16 protein-coding genes and 2 pseudogenes are annotated in these 21675 nt (G+C 70.8%); 14 read left to right on the top strand and 4 right to left on the bottom strand.

Annotation, left to right across the window (positions count from 1 at the left end; genetic code table 11):
* Positions 1 to 11: 11 nt before the first annotated feature.
* Together ACZ7CH_RS21470 and pnuC are read right to left on the bottom strand one after the other, a co-directional pair.
* Complete coding sequence (locus ACZ7CH_RS21470) at positions 12 to 1073, bottom strand: AAA family ATPase (protein WP_470374674.1); 1062 nt, start codon at positions 1071 to 1073, stop codon at positions 12 to 14.
* Positions 1070 to 1639 (bottom strand): nicotinamide riboside transporter PnuC, encoded by a 570-nt coding sequence (pnuC, locus tag ACZ7CH_RS21465; protein ID WP_360392293.1) that lies wholly within the window; start codon positions 1637 to 1639, stop codon positions 1070 to 1072. The genes ACZ7CH_RS21470 and pnuC overlap by 4 nt, the downstream gene beginning before the upstream one ends.
* A gap of 26 nt (positions 1640 to 1665) precedes the next feature.
* Between pnuC and ACZ7CH_RS21460 the strand changes: the two genes are divergently transcribed.
* Entirely contained in the window at positions 1666 to 3660 is a 1995-nt protein-coding gene (locus tag ACZ7CH_RS21460; RefSeq protein WP_470374673.1) for an intein-containing Rv2578c family radical SAM protein, read from the top strand.
* Between the two features lie 183 nt (positions 3661 to 3843).
* Here the strand turns inward: ACZ7CH_RS21460 and ACZ7CH_RS21455 are convergent, their stop codons facing one another.
* The gene (locus tag ACZ7CH_RS21455) at positions 3844 to 4191 is read right to left on the bottom strand and encodes a nuclear transport factor 2 family protein (protein ID WP_360392288.1); all 348 of its coding nucleotides are present in this window, start codon (positions 4189 to 4191) and stop codon (positions 3844 to 3846) included.
* A gap of 315 nt (positions 4192 to 4506) precedes the next feature.
* On the opposite strand from ACZ7CH_RS21455, the gene ACZ7CH_RS21450 reads away from it, so the two are divergent.
* The 8 genes and pseudogenes from ACZ7CH_RS21450 (at position 4507) to ACZ7CH_RS21415 (ending at position 14016) form a co-directional block, all read left to right on the top strand.
* Positions 4507 to 5034, top strand: coding sequence for a TetR/AcrR family transcriptional regulator (locus ACZ7CH_RS21450; RefSeq protein WP_458434350.1), 528 nt, complete (start codon positions 4507 to 4509; stop codon positions 5032 to 5034).
* Positions 5031 to 5765: a TIGR03084 family metal-binding protein gene (locus ACZ7CH_RS21445; protein ID WP_470374672.1), complete on the top strand. Its 735-nt coding sequence runs from the start codon at positions 5031 to 5033 to the stop codon at positions 5763 to 5765. The genes ACZ7CH_RS21450 and ACZ7CH_RS21445 overlap by 4 nt, the downstream gene beginning before the upstream one ends.
* Positions 5766 to 6000: 235 nt before the next feature.
* Positions 6001 to 7538, top strand: a pseudogene (locus ACZ7CH_RS21440) (acyclic terpene utilization AtuA family protein).
* Positions 7535 to 8647, top strand: a complete 1113-nt coding sequence (locus tag ACZ7CH_RS21435) for an acyl-CoA dehydrogenase family protein (protein WP_470374671.1) — start codon at positions 7535 to 7537, stop codon at positions 8645 to 8647. Before ACZ7CH_RS21440 ends, ACZ7CH_RS21435 begins: the two are co-directional and overlap by 4 nt.
* The gene (locus ACZ7CH_RS21430; RefSeq protein ID WP_360392276.1) at positions 8647 to 10197 is read left to right on the top strand and encodes an acyl-CoA carboxylase subunit beta; all 1551 of its coding nucleotides are present in this window, start codon (positions 8647 to 8649) and stop codon (positions 10195 to 10197) included. Before ACZ7CH_RS21435 ends, ACZ7CH_RS21430 begins: the two co-directional genes overlap by 1 nt.
* A gap of 8 nt (positions 10198 to 10205) precedes the next feature.
* On the top strand, positions 10206 to 12038 hold the full coding sequence (locus tag ACZ7CH_RS21425) for an acetyl/propionyl/methylcrotonyl-CoA carboxylase subunit alpha (RefSeq protein ID WP_470374670.1): 1833 nt from the start codon (positions 10206 to 10208) through the stop codon (positions 12036 to 12038).
* Positions 12035 to 13174: an acyl-CoA dehydrogenase family protein gene (locus ACZ7CH_RS21420; protein ID WP_470374669.1), complete on the top strand. Its 1140-nt coding sequence runs from the start codon at positions 12035 to 12037 to the stop codon at positions 13172 to 13174. The genes ACZ7CH_RS21425 and ACZ7CH_RS21420 overlap by 4 nt, the downstream gene beginning before the upstream one ends.
* A 14-nt stretch (positions 13175 to 13188) precedes the next feature.
* The gene (locus tag ACZ7CH_RS21415) at positions 13189 to 14016 is read left to right on the top strand and encodes an alpha/beta fold hydrolase (protein ID WP_470370910.1); all 828 of its coding nucleotides are present in this window, start codon (positions 13189 to 13191) and stop codon (positions 14014 to 14016) included.
* Here the strand turns inward: ACZ7CH_RS21415 and ACZ7CH_RS21410 are convergent.
* Positions 13944 to 14861, bottom strand: a complete 918-nt coding sequence (locus ACZ7CH_RS21410) for a hypothetical protein (RefSeq protein WP_360392265.1) — start codon at positions 14859 to 14861, stop codon at positions 13944 to 13946. The genes ACZ7CH_RS21415 and ACZ7CH_RS21410 overlap by 73 nt on opposite strands.
* A 289-nt stretch (positions 14862 to 15150) precedes the next feature.
* On the opposite strand from ACZ7CH_RS21410, the gene ACZ7CH_RS21405 reads away from it, so the two are divergent.
* From ACZ7CH_RS21405 to ACZ7CH_RS21385, 5 genes and pseudogenes are all read left to right on the top strand, one after another.
* Positions 15151 to 16224, top strand: coding sequence for a S8 family peptidase (locus tag ACZ7CH_RS21405; protein ID WP_458430993.1), 1074 nt, complete (start codon positions 15151 to 15153; stop codon positions 16222 to 16224).
* Between the two features lie 119 nt (positions 16225 to 16343).
* Positions 16344 to 17513 (top strand): S8 family peptidase, encoded by a 1170-nt coding sequence (locus tag ACZ7CH_RS21400; protein WP_470374668.1) that lies wholly within the window; start codon positions 16344 to 16346, stop codon positions 17511 to 17513.
* 315 nt (positions 17514 to 17828) lie between these two features.
* A complete protein-coding gene (gene aspS / locus ACZ7CH_RS21395; RefSeq protein WP_470374667.1) occupies positions 17829 to 19604 on the top strand; it encodes an aspartate--tRNA ligase in 1776 nt (591 codons plus the stop codon).
* A 301-nt stretch (positions 19605 to 19905) separates the two neighbouring features.
* Positions 19906 to 21078, top strand: a complete 1173-nt coding sequence (locus tag ACZ7CH_RS21390) for a hypothetical protein (protein WP_360392256.1) — start codon at positions 19906 to 19908, stop codon at positions 21076 to 21078.
* Positions 21079 to 21131: 53 nt separating this feature from the next.
* Positions 21132 to 21662, top strand: a pseudogene (locus ACZ7CH_RS21385) (SGNH/GDSL hydrolase family protein); the annotation flags it as partial.
* Between the last annotated feature and the right edge of the window lie 13 nt (positions 21663 to 21675).

The following is a 21675-nucleotide window of genomic DNA, read 5'->3' as shown; positions in this document are numbered from 1 at the left end:
CCGCCGAGTGACTATGCCCGTGACCGTGACCCACGCGTGACATCCTGCCGCATCAGCCGTTCGACCACCGTGACGGCCGTGGCGAACCGGTCCTCGGTCACCTTCAGCCACTCGACGCCGCACTGCGCCAGCTCGCGTTCGAACACGCCCGTCATCCACTCCCGCAGGTGCTCGCCGTCGCGCCAGCCGTCCTGTTCGAACGGAACACCGACGTGGTCGGTCAGCAGGTACAGGTGCGGCCGGGTGCCCTGGTGGACCTCCGGCCGGAAACCGAGGTAGCGCTCTCCCCAGACGGTCGCGGCGAACGCGTCGTTGTCCGCGATCACCAGCGGCGCCGTCTCGGCCCGGATGCGGCGTTCCTGCTCGCGCGCCACGTCGTCGAAGTCGCCCAGCGTCCACACCAGATCGTCCACAGTGGCCGCAGGGTTGAACGCCCGTGCGGCGCTGAGCTTGTGCTCGGTGTGCTCGCGGCCGTACTCGGGCACCCAGGGCGCCCCGAAGTGCTCGGCCAGCTGCCTCGACAGGGTGGTCGTGCCGGTGCTCTCCGCGCCCAGGACGACGACGCGGCGGGCCAGGCCGCGCTGGGTGGCGGGGGAGAGGTGGTGCCAGTTGCCGAGCGGGTCCGCGCGCACCGCGGTGCCCGACACGGCGTGCGTGGTGCGGTCGAGGTCCACCAGGACGTGCTCGGCACCGAGCCGGCGCGCCAGCTCCTCGCCGTACTTCTCGCTGGAGAACACGACGTCGACCGGAGCCCCGCCGGGTTCCCCGTCGGCGATGGCGCGTCTGGCCAGCACCGCCTTGGTGAGCTCGACGTGCAGCGACCAGACGTGGTCGTCGTCGAAGTCCATGGGGTGGTCGTCCAGGTCGCCGACAACGCGTACACCGTCGGTATACCGGTGGTGTTCGGTCATCCACTCGACCCGGTGTGCGAGCGGTATGGCCTCTGTGGACGCCGCGAGCACCGTGACCGTGGTGCGCTCGCTGCGGGCCGCCGCCGTCTCGACCAGGTGGTGGTGGCCGTTGTGCGGTGGGTAGAACTTGCCCAGCACGAGGGCGTGGCGGAACTCCTTCACGCGGGCACCTCGCTCTTCAGGTCCTTCGACCAGCTCCGCAACCCCAGCACGCACAGCACCATGAACCCCACGTACAACACCGCCGTCAGGTACAGCTCCTTGTACGCGTACAGCGGCACGTAGACGACGTCGGCCGCGATCCACAGCCACCAGCTCTCGACCTTCTTGCGCGCCTGCCCCCAGGTGGCGAGCAACGACAGGACGGTCGTGACGGCGTCCCAGAACGGCACCGTCGACTGCGTGAAACTGATGAGAACCCAGTGCAGCAGAGCGGTTCCTGCGACTCCTGTGACTGCGAGGGCGATCCACTGGTTCATGGTCGTGCGGCTGACTTCCAACGTGCTGTGCCGCTCCCCGCCGCGCACCCACGCCCACCACCCGTAGACCGCCAGCGCCATGAAGACGACCTGCAGCCCGGAGTCCGCGTAGAGCCCGCTTCCCCAGAACAGCACCAAGAACGCGATGTTGTTGGCGATCCCGATGGGCCAGTTCCACGGGTTCTGGCGGGCGACCAGCCACACGCACAGTGCTCCGGTGACGAAGCCTGCAACCTCAATGGGTGACACGTGCTCTCCTTGACCGCTGTTCGAACATGTGTTCGAATCGAGGTGTGCGATGGGACGGGCAGAAACTCGAGGCAGAGCCGCAACAGGCACTACCGGGGCTACCGGGACTGGTGCGCAGCGTACGAACTCCTGAGTTCGCGGACGTGGTGTTCCACGAGGTCCGCGCCAAATCCGTGCTGAACGGGGTACCGGGTTCGTCGTTGCCCTTCTCGTGGACCGTCAACCCGTACCGGGGGTGTTCGCACGCTTGCACCTACTGCATGGCCGGTGACACGCCGATCCTCATGGCGGACGGGCGCACCAGGCCGTTGTCCGAGCTGCGCGAGGGCGACCAGATCTACGGCACCGAGCTCGTCGGCAACTACCGGCGCTACAAGCTCACGACCGTGCTGGCGCACTGGGAGACCGAGAAGGTCGCGTACCGCCTGACGCTGGAGGACGGCACGTCGGTCGTCGCCTCGGGCGACCACCGGTTCCTGACCGACCGCGGCTGGAAGCACGTGACCGGCGAGACCGCCGGCACCGGGCGCCGCCCGCACCTCACCACCGGCAACAAGCTCATGGGCACGGGGGCCTTCGTCGAGCAGCCCACCGTGACCGACGACTACCGCCGCGGCTACCTGCGCGGCATGGTCGAGGACGAGCACGAGTTCCGCATCCCCCTGGCCGACATCGAGGCCATGGACCGCACCCGCGAGTACCTCGACTACTTCGGTGTGCGAGAAGGGAGGGGATTTCTGCACCAGGTGCGCGAACTAGCGCACTGGCAGATAGCGCCGAACCCCGACTGGCTCAAGGGATTCCTCGCGGGTGCGTTCGACTACCTCGGCACCTGCTCGCGCAGCATCTTGCGCATGTCCACCCGCAACGCCACCGTCGTCGAGGCGATCTGCCTGGCGCTCAAGCACTTCCACTTCGACTTCGCGATCGAGGAGCTGCGCCGCCGCCGCGGCGTGCGGGTCGTGCGCCTGCGCGGCGGCCTGCGCGAGAACCTGCGGTTCTTCCACCTCGTCGACCCGGCGATCACCCGCAAGCGCGACATCGACGGCGTCGCGATCAAGTCGCAGCAACCACTCGGCGTCGTGGCCGTCGAGGAGCTCGGCGAGATGCCGCTCTACGACGTCACCACCGGCACCGGTGACTTCATCGCCAACGGCGTCGTGTCGCACAACTGCTTCGCCCGCAAGACGCACTCCTACCTCGACCTCGACAGCGGCACCGACTTCGACAGCCAGCTGGTCGTGAAGGTCAACGCCCCCGAGGTGCTGTCCCGGCAGCTGCGGTCCCCGAAGTGGAAGCAGGAGCACGTCGCACTGGGCACCAACACCGACCCGTACCAGCGCGCGGAGGGCCGGTACGCCTTGATGCCAGGGATCATCGAGGCGCTGACCGCGTCCCGCACGCCCTTCTCGATCCTGACGAAGGGCACCCTCCTGGCCCGCGACCTCCCCCTGCTGGTCGCGGCATCGGAGGTGGTGCCGGTCGGCATCGGCGTGTCGCTCGCGTTGCTGGACCGCGACCTGCACCGGTCCCTCGAACCCGGCACGCCGACGCCGGCCGCGCGCCTCGACCTCGTGCGCAAGGTGCGGGAGGCCGGGCTGCCGTGCGGTGTGTTCGTGGCCCCGGTGCTGCCGGAGCTGACGGACTCGGTGGAACAGCTGGACTTCCTGCTGGAGCAGATCGCCGACGCCGGCGCCACCGGCGTGACCGTGCTGCCGCTGCACCTGCGTCCGGGCGCTCGCGAGTGGTTCGCGGCCTGGTTGCGGCGCGAACACCCGGACCTGATCGAGACGTACCGGCACCTGTACGGCAACGGGTCCTATGTGGACCGCGGCTACCGCAGGCGGCTGACCGCGCGCGTGACGCCGTTGATCGAGAAGCACGGCCTGGCGCCCCGCGGTCGTGCCGCGGACGCCGTCACCGGGGTGCCCGGTGACGACGACGGCGTGTGGCCCGACGGCAGTCTGCCGGTGGGCGTGCCGGCGCCGCGCGTGGACCAGGACCAGCTCACCCTGCTCTGATCCTGTTTTGACCTCTGTTTGACAGCTTTGTGGACGCACCCTCTTCCCCAGGGTGGTCCTCTCCTCGCTCCGGCTCAGGCCGGCTTGACCGTTCGGACGCCCCAGGTTCCCGCAGGTGCACTGCGTGGCGGGCGCCGATGTCGCCCGCCACGCCGTTCCCCCGACCGTCGCTCCGGGCGGTGGCTAGGCCCAGCCGCCCTGGACCATGGTCTGGAACTTCCACTCGTCGCCGACCTTCACCAGCAGGTCGCCGTACCGCACCACGGCCCCGTTGATCGTGCCGTCGGTGATCACGAACACCAGGTTGTCGTTGATGAAGTGCGGCGTCCTGGTCGACTCCATCTGCACCTCACCGCCCCCGACCTGCGCGCCCATCTCCTGGATGAACCGCTCGCGGTCCCACGTCACCGCGGACCCGTCGGTGACCGTGTTGATGGGGAACAGGGCCATGTCGGCCATCTTCTCGACCTCACCCGCGACGGCGAGCGCGTCCCACCGCGTGAACCAGTCCTGCACCTCTTCGTACGACATACCGTACATTGTACGGACTGTTTCCGCGCTCGTCGAACGCCTCTCATTTCCGCTGCTCATGCCTGGTCTCGTCACTCCGACGGGTGAAGCTTGTCCGGATTCACGCCTGCGCCCGTCTTCTTCATGTCCGGATCCGCTCCCCGCCCTCCCCCGCAAGGAGGAAACGCGGGTGGGGGCGGCAGATGTGGAGGAGAGGAGGTGAGGTGAGGACATTTACAAGCAGGCTTGACTGTTTGTTTGTGGCCCGGAACACTCGGACCCGTGGAGACGAGGCAGCGGCAAGCCGACCGCACCCGCGAGACCAAGCGGAAGCTGATGGAGGCCACCGTCGAGTGCCTGGTCGAGCACGGCTGGTCCGGCACCACGACCACGGTGGTCGCCGAACGCGCCGGCGTGTCCCGCGGCGCCCAGCTGCACCACTTCCGCACCCGCGGCGAGCTGGTGGCGGCGGCGGTCGAGCACGTGGGCGCGGAAAGCGTCGAGGCGCTGAAGAGCCGGGCGGCCGTCGCCGAGAAGAGCACGCACGCGGTGGTGGAGCTGATCGCGGACTTCCACGCGAGCGACCTGTTCACCGCGGCCCTCGAACTGTGGGTGGCCGCGCGAACGGACCCCGAGCTGCGCGAGCAGGTGCTCCAGCTGCAGGCGCGGCTGGGCCGCGAGGTCTACGGCCTGGCACTGGAACTGCTCGACGCCGACGACACCAAGCCGGGCGTGAAGGACGCCGTGCAGGCAACCCTGGACCTGGTCCGCGGCCTGGCACTGGCGAACCAGCTCGGCGACGACACCAAACGGCGTGCCCACGTCGTGCGGTACTGGGCGAGGATGCTGGAGGAGCAGCTGTGATCACGGAACTGCTGGCCGACCTCGACGCCGAGTCGCGTGAGCTCGACGAGCTCGTGACGAGGCACGCGGACTGGACCACGCCGACACCGGCCGAGGGCTGGACCGTCGGCCACCAGATCGGCCATCTCATGTGGACGGACAAGGCCGCGGTCCTCGCGATCACGGACCCGGAGGCGTTCCAGGCGCAACCCCTGACCCCGGACATCGTCGACCGCACCGCGGCCGAGGCGGCGGCCCTGCCGGACCTGCTGGACCTGTGGCGCGACAGCCGCCGCGCACTGCGGGAGCACCTCGCCGCAGCCGGCGGCAAGATCGTGTGGTTCGGCCCGCCGATGAGCCCCGCCTCGATGGCGACCGCGCGGATCATGGAGACCTGGGCGCACGGCCAGGACGTGTTCGACGGCCTGGGCGTCACCCGCGAACCGACCGCGCGCATCCGGCACGTCTGCCACATCGGCGTGCGCACCATGGGCTTCGCCTTCCTGCTCAACGGCAAGGCCACCCCCGAGCAGGAGGTGCGCGTCGAGCTCGAAGGGCCGGGCGGCGAGGTGTGGACGTGGGGCCCGCAGGACGCGGAGAACCGGGTCACGGGGCCGGCGCTGGACTTCGCGTTCCTGGTGACGCAGCGGCGCAACCGCGAGCAGCTGAAGATCGAGGCCGTCGGGCCGGTGGCGCAGGAGTGGGTGCCGATCGCGCAGGCGTTCGCCGGGCCGCCCGGAGGCGGGCGGTGAGCGCTGGGACGCGAGCGGGGATGGAGAACGCGGGCAGGTTGGCGGGTTCTGCGAACGCGGACAGGCGCGGGGCTGCGGGGCGTGTGGACGTGTGCGGGTCGGTGAGACCGGCGGGCGCGCACGGGCGCAGGTCGCACGATCTCGGCAACGCGAGCGGGCTCAGCAACGCGAGCGGGTGCGGCAACACAAGGCGGCGCGGCAACGCACAAAGTCAAGCCCCCCAGGCGGCCACCCGGTGATCCGCATCGGCAACGCCTCCGGTTTCTACGGTGACCGCCTGTCCGCGGTCCGCGAACAGCTGGAAGGCGGTCACCTCGACGTCCTCACCGGCGACTACCTCGCCGAGCTCACCATGCTGATCCTCGGCCGCGACCGCGTGAAGAACGCGGAGCTGGGCTACGCCAAGACGTTCCTGCGGCAGATGGAGGACTGCCTGGCGCTCGCCCTCGACCGGGGCGTCAAGGTCGTCACCAACGCCGGCGGCCTGAACCCCGAGGGCTTGGCGCGCAAGCTCAAGAACCTCGCACCGGACACCAGGGTCGGGTACGTCACCGGCGACGACCTCAAGGACCGGTTCCCGGAGGCGTTGACCGCCAACGCCTACCTGGGTGCCTGGGAGGTCGCCGACTGCTTGACGCAGGGTGCGCAGGTCGTGGTCACCGGCCGGGTCACGGACGCGAGCCTCGTCGTGGGGCCGGCCGCGGCGCACTTCGGGTGGGGGCGCGGCGACTGGGACCGGCTCGCCGGCGCCACCGTCGCCGGGCACGTGCTGGAGTGCGGCACGCAGGCCACCGGCGGCAACTACTCGTTCTTCACCGAGATCGACGCGACGCACCCCGGCTTTCCCATCGCCGAGGTGCGCGAGGACGGCAGCAGCCTGATCACCAAGCACGACGGCACGGGCGGTGCGGTCACCGTGGACACCGTCACGGCCCAGCTGCTCTACGAGATCGGCGCGCCGCAGTACCTCGGGCCGGACGTCACCACGCACTTCGACACCGTCCGGCTCCAGGAAACCCCGCGCGGTGTCGAGATCAGCGGCACCAGGGGCAGCCCTCCGCCGGACACGCTCAAGGTGTGCCTCAACACGCTCGGCGGGTTCCGCAACGGCACCACGTTCGTCCTCACCGGACTCGACGTCGAGCAGAAGGCGGAGCTGGTCAGGGAACAGCTGCACCGGCGGATCGGCGAGCAGGACCTCACCTGGACGCTGGCCAGGACCGACCGGCCCGACGCCGCCACCGAGGAGCAGGCCAGCGCGCTCCTGCACGTCGTGGTCAAGACCGCGGACCCGAAGCGGGCCAAGGCGTTCAGCCGGGCGGCGGTCGAGCTCGCGCTGGGCAGCTACCCCGGCTTCCACGTCACGGCGCCGCCGAGTGACGGCACGCCGTTCGGCGTCTACCGGGCCGCGTACGTGCACCGTGGTGAGGTCAGCCCGAAGGCGGTGGTCCTGTGAAGCGGCCACTGGGCACCATCGCCGGCGCCCGCAGCGGAGACAAGGGCGGCGACGCCAACATCGGTGTGTGGGTGCGCACGGAAGCGCAGTACGCGTGGCTGGCGGAGACGCTCACCGCGGACCGGCTCAAGGAGCTGCTGCCCGAGGCCGGTGCGGTCACGCGGTACGAGCTGGCGAACCTCAAGGCGCTCAACTTCGTGCTGCACGGCCTGCTCGGCGAGGGCGTGGCCAGCGGCACCCGGTTCGACCCGCAGGCCAAGGCCCTGGGCGAGTGGTTGCGCAGCAGGGAAGTCGAGATCCCGGAGGAGCTCCTGTGATCACGAAGGACCTGTACGAGCGGAAGGAGCTCAGGGAGCTCGTCCGCGACTTCACGCGCAAGGAGGTCGTGCCGCACCTCGACCGGTGGGAGCGCGACGGCGAGGTCCCGCGCGAGCTGCACCGCAAGGCGGCGGAGCTCGGCCTGCTCGGCATCGGGTTCGAGCACGGCGACCTGCTCGACTCGGTCGTGCTCACCGAGGAGATCATCCAGAACGGCGGCTCGTCGGGGTTGATGGCGGCGTTGTTCACGCTCGGCATCGCGATCCCGCACATCTGGCAGTCGCGCGACGAAGACCTGATCGAACGGTTCGCGCGGCCCGCCATCCGCGGCGAGAAGATCGGCAGCCTCGCCGTCACCGAACCCGGCGCCGGGTCGGACGTCGCCGCGATCACGACCCGCGCGGTCAGGGACGGTGACCACTACGTCGTCAACGGCGCCAAGACGTTCATCACCTCCGGGTGCCGCGCGGACTTCGTCACGACCGCCGTGCGCACCGGCGGCGAGGGCTACCAGGGCATCTCGCTGCTCGTGGTCGAGGACGGGTTCACCCGCCGCAGGCTCGACAAGATGGGCTGGCACTGCAGCGACACCGCCGAGCTGCACTTCGACGACGTGCGGGTACCGGTGGCGAACCTGGTCGGCGAGGAGAACCAGGGGTTCGCGCTGATCATGCAGCAGTTCCAGGTCGAACGCGTCACCATGGCGGTCGAGGCCTACGCCACGGCCCAGCGCGCCCTCGACCTCACCGTCGAATGGGTGCGCAACCGCACGACGTTCGGCAAACCGCTCATCAAGAACCAGGTGGTGCGGCACAAGCTCGCCCACATGGCGCAGGAGGTCGAGCTGGCGCGGACCTACACGCGCGAGGTCGCGGCCAGGATCGACCGCGGCGAGGACTGCGTCACCGAGGTCTGCTTCGCGAAGAACGCCGCCGTCGACGCGTGCGCCAAGGTCGTCGACGAGGCCGTGCAGCTGCACGGCGGCATGGGCTACATGCGGGAGTCCGAAGTGGAGCGCCACTACCGGGACGCCCGCATCCTCGGCATCGGGGGAGGTGCGAGCGAGGTGATGACCGAGCTCGCGGCACGACGATTGGGGTTCGCCTGATGGGCAACAGGGAGGCGCTGCTCGCGAAGATCGCGCAGCTGGACGCCGAGCACGCCAAAGCGCTCGCCGGAGGTGGGCCGAAGTACGTCGAACGGCACCACCGGCGCGGCAAGCTCCTCGCACGCGAACGCGTCGAGCTGCTCCTCGACGAGGACAGCCCGTTCCTGGAGCTGTCACCGCTCGCGGCCTGGGGCACCGACTTCCCCGTCGGCGCGTCCGTGGTCACCGGCATCGGCCGGGTCGAGGGCGTCGAGTGCGTGGTCGTCGCCAACGACCCGACCGTGCGCGGCGGGTCCAGCAACCCGTACACGCTGCGCAAGAGCCTGCGGGCCAACGACATCGCACTGCAGAACCGGCTGCCGGTGGTCAGCCTCGTCGAGTCCGGCGGTGCCGACCTGCCGACGCAGAGCGAGATCTTCATCCCCGGCGGCCGGGCGTTCCGCGACCTCACCCGGCTGAGCGCGGCCGGAGTTCCCACGATCACCGCGGTCTTCGGCAACGCCACGGCCGGCGGCGCGTACGTGCCGGGCCTGTCCGACTACGTGATCATGGTCAAGGACCGCTCCAAGGTGTTCCTCGGCGGCCCGCCGCTGGTCAAGATGGCCACCGGGGAGGACGCGGACGACGAGTCGCTCGGCGGCGCCACCATGCACGGCACCACGTCCGGGCTCGCCGACTTCGTGGCCGAGGACGAGGTCGACGCGATCCGCCTCGCCCGCCGCGTCGTCGCCCGCCTCAACTGGCGCAAGCAGGGACCGGAACCGGCCGCCGTCGTCGAACCCCTGTACGACGCCGACAGCATCCTCGACCTCGTCTCCGAGGACCAGCGCGTCCCGTTCGACCCGCGCGAGGTCATCGCCCGGCTCGTCGACGGCTCGCAGTTCGACGAGTTCAAACCGCTGTACGGCACCAGCCTCGTCACCGGCTGGGCGCGCGTGCACGGCTACCCGGTCGGCATCCTCGCCAACGCCCGCGGCGTGCTCTTCAGCGAGGAGTCGCAGAAAGCCACCCAGTTCATCCAGCTCGCCAACCAGAGCGACACGCCGCTGGTCTTCCTGCAGAACACCACGGGCTACATGGTCGGCGCCCAGTACGAGCAGGGCGGCATCGTCAAGCACGGCTCGATGATGATCAACGCGGTGTCCAACAGCCGGGTCCCGCACCTCACCATCACCATGGGCGCCAGCTACGGCGCGGGCAACTACGGCATGTGCGGCCGCGCCTACGACCCGCGGTTCCTGTTCACCTGGCCCAACGCCAAGTCCGCCGTCATGGGCCCCGCCCAGCTCGCCGGCGTGCTGTCGATCGTGGGACGGCAGGCCGCGATCGCGAAGGGCCAGGAGTACGACGAGGAGCACGACGCCGCCATGCGCACCATGGTGGAAGCGCAGATCGAGGAGCAGTCCCTCGCACCGTTCCTGTCCGGCAAGCTCTACGACGACGGCGTGATCGACCCGCGCGACACCAGGACCGTGCTCGGCATCTGCCTCTCCGCTGTCCACAGCGGACCGATCAGGGGCGCCGACGGCTTCGGCGTCTTCCGGATGTGATGACCCCAGTGATCAAGACGCTCCTCATCGCCAACCGCGGCGAGATCGCCCGCCGCATCATCCGGACCTGCCGCGCCCACGGCATCCGCACCGTCGCGGTGTTCTCCGACCCCGACGCCGGCGCACCGCACGTGCGGGAGGCCGACCTCGCGGTCAACCTGCCCGGCGCGGCACCCGCCGACACCTACCTGCGGGCCGGCCTGCTCGTCGAAGCCGCGCTGAAGGCGGGCGCCGACGCCGTCCACCCCGGCTACGGCTTCCTCAGCGAGAACGCCGGCTTCGCACGCGAGGTCCAGCGGGCCGGTCTCACCTGGGTGGGCCCGGCACCGGACGCCATCGAGGCCATGGGCTCGAAGGTCGCCGCGAAGAAGCGCATGGCGGCCGCGGGCGTGCCCACGCTGCCCGAGCTCGACCCGGACACCGTCACCGAGTTCCCGGTGCTCATCAAGGCCTCGGCCGGTGGCGGCGGGCGCGGCATGCGGGTCGTGCGCGCGAGAGCGGAGTTCGCGGACGCGCTCGCCAGTGCGCGCCGCGAGGCCGAGTCGGCGTTCGGTGACCCCACCGTGTTCTGCGAACCGCTGCTCGAACACGCGCGCCACGTCGAGGTGCAGGTCCTCGCCGACACCCACGGCACCGTGTGGGCGCTCGGCGAACGCGAGTGCTCCATCCAGCGCCGCCACCAGAAGATCGTCGAGGAGTCCCCGAGCCCCGCGGTCGGCGACGACGTCCGCGAACGCCTGTTCGCCGCCGCCGTGGCCGCCGCCGAGTCGATCGGCTACGTCGGCGCGGGCACCGTCGAGTTCATGCTGAAGGGCACCGACTTCCACTTCCTGGAGGTCAACACCCGGTTGCAGGTCGAGCACCCCGTCACCGAGCTGGTGCACGGCGTCGACCTGGTCGAGTGGCAGCTGCGCATCGCCGAGGGCGACCGGCTGCCCGAGCAGGCACCACCGCCGCGGGGGCACGCCATCGAGGTCCGCCTCTACGCCGAGGACCCCGCGCACGACTGGCGCCCCGCCAGCGGCACGCTGCACCGCTTCACCGTGCCCGGCGACGTCCGGCTCGACAGCGGCGTCGAGGACGGGTCGGTCGTCTCCGTGCACTACGACCCCATGCTGGCCAAGGTGATCGCGCACGCACCGACCCGCGCGGCCGCCGCCCGCAAGCTCGCGGCGGCGCTGGAGAACGCGCAGGTCCACGGCCTGGTCACGAACCGCGCGCTGCTCGTGGACGTCCTGCGGCACGACGCGTTCCTCGACGGCGACACGCACACCGGGTTCCTCACCGAGCACGACCTCACCAGAACCGTCGACCCGCACCCGTTCGCGCTCGCGGCGGCACTGGCGGGCGCGGCCACCCGCCGGATCGGCGCGCTGCCGCTGGGCTGGCGCAACGTTCGCTCGCAGCAGCCGAAGGCGAGGTTCCTCTTCGGCGACGAGCAGATCGAGGTCGAGTACGACCCGGCGCAGGCCACCGCGGACACCGTCACCCTCGACCTCGACGGCGTGCGCGTCCCGTTCCACGTCGCCCGGTACGGCGACACCGTCGAGGTCGACTCGCCGCGCGGGTCGGTGTCGCTGCGGGTCGTGCCGCGCTTCCCCGAACCCGAGACCGGGGTGGCCCCCGGTGCGACGGTCGCGCCGATGCCCGGCACGGTCGTCCGGGTGTCGGTGCGCCAGGGCGACCATGTGATCGCGGGGCAGGAGCTCCTGGTGCTGGAAGCCATGAAGATGGAACACCGGGTGCTCGCCGGCACCGCGGGCACCGTCACCGAACTCCTCGTCGAACGGGCGCAGCAGGTCAACGCCGGAGACGTCCTGGCCGTAGTGGAGGAACAGTGAGCTTCGTCGAGTCGCAGGAGCGGACCGCGCTGCGCAGGGCGGTCGCCGAGCTGGGCGGCAAGTACGGCACCGAGTACTTCGTCGCCAAGGCCCGCGCGGGGGAGAAGACCACCGAGCTGTGGCAGGAGGCAGGCAAGCTCGGCTACCTCGGCGTGGCCGTGCCCGAGGAGTACGGCGGCGGTGGCGGTGGCATCGGCGACCTCGCCGCGGTGTGCGAGGAGCTGGCCGCCGCCGGGTGCCCGTTGCTGCTCATGGTGGTCTCGCCGGCGATCTGCGCCACGGTGATCGCCCGGTTCGGCACCGATGAGCAGAAGGCCAAGTGGCTGCCCGGTTTCGCCGACGGCATGCTCAAGATGGCGTTCGCCATCACCGAGCCCGACGCCGGGTCGAACGCGCACAAGCTGAAGACGAACGTCCGCCGCGACGGCGACGAGTGGGTCCTCAACGGCAGCAAGACCTACATCTCCGGCATCGACGAGGTCGACGCCGTTCTCGTGGTCTCCATCCAGGCCACCGGACCGGTGCTCGTGGTGGTGCCGGTGACCGCGGAGGGCTTCACCCACCACGAGATCGAGATGGACCTGCTGTCACCGGAGAAGCAGTTCACCCTCTTCTTCGACGACGTCCGGCTGCCCGCGGACGCCGTCGTCGGCGCACCGGACCAGGGCCTGCTCCAGGTCTTCGCCGGACTCAACCCCGAACGGATCATGGGCGCGAGCATGGCCACCGGCTCGGCCCGGCTCGCCATGCGCAAAGCCGTCACCTACGCCCGCCAGCGCCAGGTGTGGGAGACGCCGATCGGCGCGCACCAGGGCCTCTCCCACCCGCTCGCGAAGATCCACATCGAGATCGAGCTGGCCCGGCTCATGACCCAGAAGGCCGCCGCGCTCTACGACAGCGGCCACGACCGGGAGGCCGGTGAGGCCGCGAACATGGCCAAGTACGCGGCGGGCGAGGCCGTGGCGGCAGCAGTGGACCAGGCGATCCAGACCCACGGTGGCAACGGCCTGACCGCCGAGTTCGGCCTCGCGTCGATGCTCGGCATGTCACGGCTCTCGCGGATCGCGCCGGTGTCGCGGGAGATGGTCCTCAACTTCGTCGCGCAGAACTCGCTCAAGCTCCCGCGCTCCTACTGACAGACTGCGCCGTCATGGGGACCTTCACGACTTCAGACGGCATCACGCTCGCGTACCACCCGGCAGGCGGCACCGACCCGCTGGTCTGCCTGCCGGGTGGGCCGATGCAGCACTCCTCCTACCTCGGCGACCTCGGCGGGCTGCCGAACACGCTCGTCCTCGACCTGCGCGGCACCGGCGACTCGCAGGCCGCGCCCCCGCAGACCTACCGCGCCGACCGCCAGGTCGACGACGTGGAGGCGCTGCGCCGCCACCTCGGCCTCGACCGGCTCCGCCTGCTCGGCCACTCCGCGGGCGGCACCCTCGCGGTCCTCTACGCGCAGCGCTACCCGCGGCACGTCAAGCAGCTCGTCCTCGTCGCACCCAGCCCGCGGGTCGTCGGGCTCGACGTCACCGACGCCGACCGCCGCGAGGTCGCCGAGCAGCGCAGCGCGGAACCCTGGTTCGCCGAGGCGTTCGCCGCGTTCGAGGACATCTGGGCCGGCCGGCCGACGGCCGAGAACTTCGCGAAGATCGCGCCGTTCCACTACGGCCGCTGGGACGAAGAGGCACGCGCGCTCGACGCCCACCCGAGCAACGACGAGGGGGCCGCGCAGTTCTACGCCGAGGGCGCCCTCGACCCCGAGCAGACCCGCAAGGCGCTCGCAACCCTCGACGTGCCAACACTCCTCATCGCCGGCGAGTACGACGTCGCGCTGCCACCGAAGTGTGCGCGCGCGTACGCGGACCTGTTCCCCAACGCCGAGCTGGTCGTGCAGCCCGGCGCCGGTCACTTCCCGTTCGCCGACGACCCCGCGGCGTTCTCCTCGGCCGTCACCGGCGCGGTCCAGCGCATCCCGTAGAGACCGGGCCCGAAGTCGAGCGCGGCGGCGTGCGCGTAGCCCCAGGCGTCCACCGGGGCCGGGCGCACGCCGCCGGACAGTTCCACGCCCGCCGGACCCGACGCGAACTGTTCGCACACGGCAGGTGTCGCACCGACCGGGAATTTGATCTCCAGCACGTAGTCGTGCACCCGTTCGGCGAACCGCCGGAAATGCGTGTGCTCGGCCGTCGGACGTGGATAGACCAATTCGTACTCGATCGCGATGGACTCGTCGGCGCACAGCGGTTCGGGGAACAACAGCTCCGCGACGAGCACGCCGCTCGTGCGTTCCCGCGCGGTTCGCCCGACCCGGCACGACCGGATCGCGGTCAGCGCCGGCTGCGCCGAACCCGTCTCCTGGCACAGCACCCACCGGTCCACGCCGGCCTTCGTCGCCTGCATGACCTGCCGGGACCGCACCCCGCGCACCCCGCCGCACGGCGCGACGTCGACCCGGTCCTGCTGCGCGGTCAGCACCAGCCCCGACCCGTCCCAGGCCGCCCGCGGCGACACCTCCCGCCTGCGCGAACGACCCCGCGGCCGGGGCGGGCCCAGCAGCCGTGAGAGCGCTGTCCTGGGCAGCCCCAGCACGTCCTCCAGGTGCGCCAGCGCCCTCAGCGACTCCGGTCGCTCCGGCCGGCGGCGCCCCGACTGCCAGTAGCTCAGCGCCGTCACGCTGATCGGCGCGCCGCGCACCCGCAACCGGTGCTGCAGGCGTTCGAGGCTGAGTCCCCGCACCTGGATCGCGACCCTCAGCGCGTCCGCGAACGGACCCGTCACCAACAGGTCGGCGAGCTCCTCGCGCGGTGGGTAGATCGTGAGCATCACCCCTCCGTTCCCGGAGTCAAGCACGAGAGGTTATCGGCAGCAAAGGGCGCGCGGTACAGCCGATCGGCGGTTTTGCGGCCGGTGGAAACTCGGCAAGTTCAGATCTCGGGCCTATTTCGCCGCCAATGGTCCCGGTCGGGTTCCGCACACCCCTGCGACGGACACGACGACCAGCTGAGTGCCGGTCCGGCACGTGCTGCCCCGGCCCGTTCCCGAGCCGGGGCCCGTTCCCCGTTCCCCGTTCTCCGCCCAGAAGAGAATCCCTGCTCCGAAAGGAAAACCGACTGTGAGAGCCCTGCTGGCAGTCGCCGCACTCACCGCCTCGGTCGTGGTCGTCCCGGCGGCCGCGGCCACCTCCTCCTACATCGTGGTGCTGAAGGACGGCGCCGTGTCCTCGTTCGCGGGCGAGGTGCAGCACCGGTACACCAGCGTCTTCACCGGGTACAGCGCCCGGCTGACCGCGCGCCAGCTGCGCGCGGTGCAGGCCGACCCGAACGTGTCCCACGTGGAGCGCGACGGACTGGTGCACGCCAACAGCGTCCAGCTCAACCCGCCGTGGGGCCTGGACCGCATCGACCAGCGGGCCCTGCCGCTCGACCAGCGCTACGAGTACACCAGCACCGGTGCGGGCGTGAACATCTACGTGATCGACACCGGCCTGCGGGTGACGCACACCGACTTCGGCGGGCGGGCGCGCAACGGCTGGGACACCGTCGACAACGACGCGGTCGCCCAGGACGACAACGGTCACGGCACGCACGTCGCCGGCATCGCCGCGGGCACGAAGCACGGCGTGGCCAAGCGCGCCACCGTGTGGGGCGTGCGGGTGCTCAACGGGTCGGGCTCCGGCACGATCTCCGGTGTGATCGCGGGCGTGGACTGGGTGACCCGCAACGCCGTGAAGCCGGCGGTGGCGAACATGTCGTTGGGCGGGAGCGCTTCCACGGCGCTCGACGACGCGGTGCGGCGTGCGATCGCGTCCGGTGTCTCGTTCACGGTCGCGGCCGGCGGCAGCAACACCGACCCGGCCAACTCCTCGCCGCAGCGCGTGTCCCAGGCGATCTGCGTGGGCGCGCTGACGCAGAACGACACCAGGTCCTCCTCGTCGAACTACGGTCCGCTCGTCGACATCTGGGCGGCGGGTGTGAGCGTCCCGTCGGCGTGGAACTCCAGTGACACGGCGACGAACACCCTCTCCGGCTCGTCGATGGCGGCACCGCACGCGGCCGGTGTGGCGGCGCGGTACCTGGAGCTCAACCGCGCGGCGACGCCCGCGCAGGTGGAGAGCGCGCTGGTTACCACGGGCACCCCGGGAACGCCACCCGTCACTCGTATCCTTTACTGGCCGCCGACGCTGTGAAGCGTGAATTGTTGGGCGGCACAAGGCCGTCTTAATCCATAGGACACCCTTGGCAGGGACCGGATCTCTCCCTAGCGTCGAAAGCGCTTCGTTCCCCTGCAAAGAACGGAATGCACATCATGACGCGAAAGATCCGGTTCCTGGCCGGTGCCGGCGCGGCGACGCTCGCCATGTCGGTCCTCATGGTTCCCAACGCCTCCGCCGCCGAGGGCGAGGTCCTCTCCCTCAACGCCCCCGAGAAGATCGCGGGCAGCTTCATCGTGAAGTTCAAGGAGGGCAAGGGCAACTCGCACGCGCTGGCGTCGCGGTTCGGTGCCAAGGTCGAGCGCGACTACACGAGCTTCGGCGGCTTCAACGTGAAGCTGACCGAGAAGCAGGCCAAGCGCCTGGCCGCCGACCCGACGGTCGAGTTCGTCGAGGCCGACCAGGTCATCCACACGCAGGCGACGCAGACGAACCCGCCGTCGTGGGGCTTGGACCGCATCGACCAGCGCAACCTGCCGCTGGACTCGTCCTACAGCTACACCTCGACCGGATCGGGCGTCACCGCGTACGTCATCGACACCGGCGTGCGCATCAGCCACTCCACCTTCGGCGGCCGCGCCTCGAACGGCCGTGACTTCGTCGAGAACGACAACGTCGCGCAGGACGGCAACGGCCACGGCACGCACGTCGCCGGCACCATCGCGGGCTCGCAGTACGGCGTCGCGAAGAACGCGAGGATCGTCGCCGTCCGCGTGCTCGACAACAACGGCTCCGGCACCCTCGCCGGTGTCGCCGCGGGCATCGACTGGGTCGGCGCCAACGCCGTCAAGCCCGCCGTGGCGAACATGTCGCTCGGTGGCGGTGCCAACGCCACCCTCGACGCCGCCACGCGCAACGCCATCGCCAAGGGCGTGACCTTCGCGGTCGCGGCCGGCAACTCCAACGCCAACGCGTCCGGCTTCTCCCCGGCCCGCGTGAGCGAGGCGATCACCGTCGGCGCCACCGAGCGCAACGACGCCCGCGCGTCGTACTCGAACTACGGTTCGCTGCTCGACATCTTCGCGCCGGGCTCGGCCATCACCTCGGCCTGGAACACCTCCGACAGCGCCACCAACACCATCTCGGGCACCTCGATGGCCACCCCGCACGTCGCGGGCGCCGCTGCCAGGTACCTGTCCACCAACCCGTCGGCCACGCCCGCCCAGGTCGCCTCGTACCTGATCGCGCAGTCGACGCCGTCCAAGGTGACCAACCCGGGTTCGGGCTCGCCGAACCGCCTGCTGTACCTCGCGCCGAGCGCGTGAACCGGGTCCGGCCGGTGAGCCGGACCGCGTGAACTGAGCTGTGAGGGAAGGGCCGCGACACAGGTCGCGGCCCTTTTCGGCTGCACAGGAGGGTTTTTCCCGGCCGCGGCCGAGTCACCCGCTCACCCCCTGCTGCTGATGCCGGTGGAGCGACGGCGTCAGCGCGTGCAGCAGGGCGGGCGCGGCCGGAACGCGGCCGGCGAAGATCAGCGCCGCGGGCGGACGGGCGCAGGCGCACGACCTGCGTGAAAATCTGTCGGTGCGGCCAGCTAGCCTTGACGGAAAAGCTGACTTCGTCTACAAGGAGCCACCACCGTGTTGCGCACGCACGAGGCCGGATCACTCCGGGCCGAGCACGCCGGGCAGTCCGTCACCCTCACCGGGTGGGTCGCTCGCCGGCGGGACCACGGCGGTGTCATCTTCATCGACCTCCGCGACGCCAGCGGGGTCGCCCAGGTCGTGTTCCGCGAGGGCGAGATGGCCGAGCGCGCGCACCGGCTGCGCAGCGAGTACGTCATCAAGGTCACCGGCGACGTGAGCAAGCGGCCCGACGGCAGCGAGAACCCCGAGCTGCCCACCGGTGCCATCGAGGTCTACGTGAGCGACCTCGAGGTCCTCAACGAGGCCGCGCCGCTGCCGTTCCAGGTCGAGAGCGACGTGGAGCCGGGCGAGGAGGCCCGCCTCAAGCACCGCTACCTCGACCTGCGCCGGTCCACCCCGGCCAAGGCCATCCGGCTGCGCAGCGAGGTCAGCCGCATCGCCCGCGAGGTGCTGCACGGCGAGAAGTTCGTCGAGGTCGAGACGCCGACCCTGACCCGCAGCACGCCCGAGGGCGCGCGCGACTTCCTGGTGCCCGCGCGGCTGCGGCCGGGCAGCTGGTACGCGCTGCCGCAGTCGCCGCAGCTGTTCAAGCAGCTGCTCATGGTCGGCGGCCTGGAGCGCTACTACCAGATCGCCCGCTGCTACCGGGACGAGGACTTCCGCGCCGACCGGCAGCCGGAGTTCACCCAGCTCGACATCGAGATGAGCTTCGTCGAGCAGGACGACGTCATCGCGCTCACCGAGAAGCTGCTGGCCGCGATCTGGAAGGAGACCAAGGACGTCGAGCTGCCGCTGCCGTTCCGCCGGATCTCCTACGCCGAAGCCATGGCGAAGTACGGCTCGGACAAGCCCGACCTGCGCTTCGAGCTGGAGCTGACCGAGCTCACCGAGTACTTCAAGGACACGACGTTCCGAGTGTTCCAGGCGCCGTACGTGGGTGCCGTGGTCATGCCCGGCGGTGCCTCGCAGCCGCGCCGCACGCTCGACGGCTGGCAGGAGTTCGCCAAGCAGCGCGGCCACAAGGGGCTCGCGTACGTGCTGGTCGGCGAGGACGGCACGCTGGGAGGGCCGGTCGCGAAGAACCTGACCGACACCGAGCGCGACGGCCTGGCCAAGGCCGTGGGCGCCAACCCCGGCGACTGCATCTTCTTCGCCGCCGGTGAGGCCCGCGACGCCCGCGCCCTGCTCGGTGCCGCGCGTGTCGAGATCGCCACCCGCGTCGGCCTGATCGACGAGAACGCCTGGGCGTTCGCCTGGGTCGTCGACTTCCCGATGTTCGAGGCCGTCGACAAGCTGGAGGCCGGCGACGTCGCGGTCGGCGGCGGCAAGTGGACCGCCCTGCACCACGCGTTCACCTCGCCGACCCCGGAGTGGATCGACAACTTCGAGACCGACCCGGGCAACGCGCTGGCCTACGCCTACGACGTGATCCTCAACGGCAACGAGCTCGGTGGCGGCTCGATCCGTATCCACCGCGCCGACGTGCAGCAGCGCGCGTTCAACGTGATGGGCATCGGTGCCGAGGAGGCGCAGGAGAAGTTCGGCTTCCTGCTCGACGCGTTCAAGTACGGCGCCCCGCCCCACGGCGGCATCGCGCTCGGCTGGGACCGCCTCTGCATGCTGCTCGCGGGCGTCGACTCGATCCGCGAGGTCATCGCGTTCCCGAAGTCCGGCGGCGGTTTCGACCCGCTGACCGCGGCTCCGGCGCCGATCACCGCGCAGCAGCGCAAGGAAGCCGGCGTGGACGCGAAGCCCGACCAGAAGAGCTGAGCGGGATCGATTCCGCAGGAAGATCGTCCGGGAGGGCAACCTCCCGGACGATCACGCGCGTTTCCCACAACATGGGACCGGATCGCCTGAACGAGCGGCTACTTGATCGGTATTGACGCGACCGGCTCGAACGATCGGGTTGATCTGCCCGTACCGGGCAACGGAAGGTGTTTGCACACGTCCAGGGCTCGGAGGGGTGTTGTGGGAACGTGGGGACCGCGGTGAACCGGTGGTGGTGACCGCAACGGGGCCTGATCGGCGTCAGCCGGGCGCACGGGCATGGGGAGTAGGGTCGGAGGGGATGAGCGTGGAGATCACCGCGGGCCCTCCCGACACGACTTCACCGGAGATCGTCGAAGCCGTCGAGGCCGCCGAGCGGGTACTGACCAGGCGCTTGGGCGCACAGGTGCGCCTTGCGGACCCCGAGGCACTCGGGGGGACCGGCCGTTCCGTCGTCATCCGGGTCAGAGTGGCCTCCTCGCCGTTCTCGATGCCGCGCACGCTGGTGGTGAAGCGCTACCCGCCCGCCGCCGGTGACCGCGACCCGTGGGCGCACGAGGCCGTCAGCCACCAGCTGCTCACCGCGCTGCCAGCGGAGGAGCGCGCCACACCGGAGCTGTTCGCCCACGACGGCACGTCCCGGCTGGTCGTCCTGGAGGACCTGGGCCGGGCGCCGCGGCTGTCCGAGAAGCTGCACGGCAAGGACGCGCGGGTCGCCGAACGCGGCCTGTTGTCCTGGGCGCACGCCATGGGGCGGCTGCACGCCACGACGGCGGGCAGGGACGCGGACTTCGACGCGTTGATGCGCCGGGCCGGTGCGCAGTGTTGCCAGGACCCGATCGCGGTCGACGTGCACGCGGCGATCGCCGGGTTACCGGGGCTGCTGGAGACCGAGCTGGCCGTGGAGACCTCCGCGCACGCCGTCGAGTTCGCGGTCGCGGCGGCGAAGGCGTTCAGCACGTCGCGGCGCAGGGCGTTCAGCCCGTCCACGTCGTGCCCGGACAACCACCTGGTCACCTCGCGCGGCGTGCGGTTCGTCGACTTCGAGGGCGGCTGCGTCCGCGACATCGTCTTCGACGCCGCCAGCCTGCGGGTGCCGTTCCCGTCCTGCTGGTGCGGGTGGGGGCTGCCGCCGGGCATGTCCGAGGCCATGGTCGCCGCCTGGCGGGCCGAGGTGGGCTCGGTGTGGCCGGAGATGGACGACGACGCGGTGCTCTTACCCCGGCTGCTGCAGGCCCAGCTGCTGTGGGTGTGGCTCGCGACGTGGCGTGCGCTGTCCAAGCCCATGCCGAACGTCGTGAACGCCCCGCCGCGCAGCGTCGTGCTGGCGGGCCGGTGGGTGCGGCTGCGGGCCGACGCGCTGGTCCTCGGCGAGCAGACCGTCGCCTCGCACGCCGACGCCGTCATCGGGGCGCTGGCCGAGCGCTACGGGTCCGAGGTGCTCGAACTCCCGCTTTACCCGGCATTTCGCTGAACGGTTCCCGCACGGTCATCCCGGGCTCACCGGGCCGGTCGATCCTGGGGCACGTGCTGGTGCTTCTCGGTGACTCGACAGCGGTCGGGATCGGCGACCTCGTACCCGGCGGCTGGCGCGGCTTCGGCCCCCTGCTGTCGGCGGCCTACGAGCACAACGGCTACCGCAACCTCGCCGTCTCCGGTGCGCGGATCGCGGACGTGCGGCACCTGCAGCTGCCGCAGGCGCTGCGGCTCGCGCCGAAGGCCGCCGTCGTCATCGCCGGCGTCAACGACACGCTGCGCTCGGACTTCTCCGCCCGGCAGGCGCACTCCGACCTCGACCACGTCTGCCGCGAGCTGACCGCCGCCGGCTGTTCCGTGGTGACCGTGCGGTTCCACGACCAGGGCCGCGTGTTCACGCTGCCCGGCCGGCTGCGGCGGGTGCTGCGCGGCCGCATCGACGAGCTCAACCGGGTCGTCGACGTCGTCGTCGCCCGGCACGGCGTCCGCTGCGTCGACCTGCACGCGCTGCCCGGCGCGTACGAGCCGGCCACCTGGGCGGTCGACCGGCTGCACCCCTCCGAGCTGGGGCACCGCATGCTCGCGAAGGCCTTCG

The organism is Lentzea sp. NPDC037011 (assembly GCF_055607425.1).
This window is presented reverse-complemented; position numbering and strand designations above follow the sequence as displayed.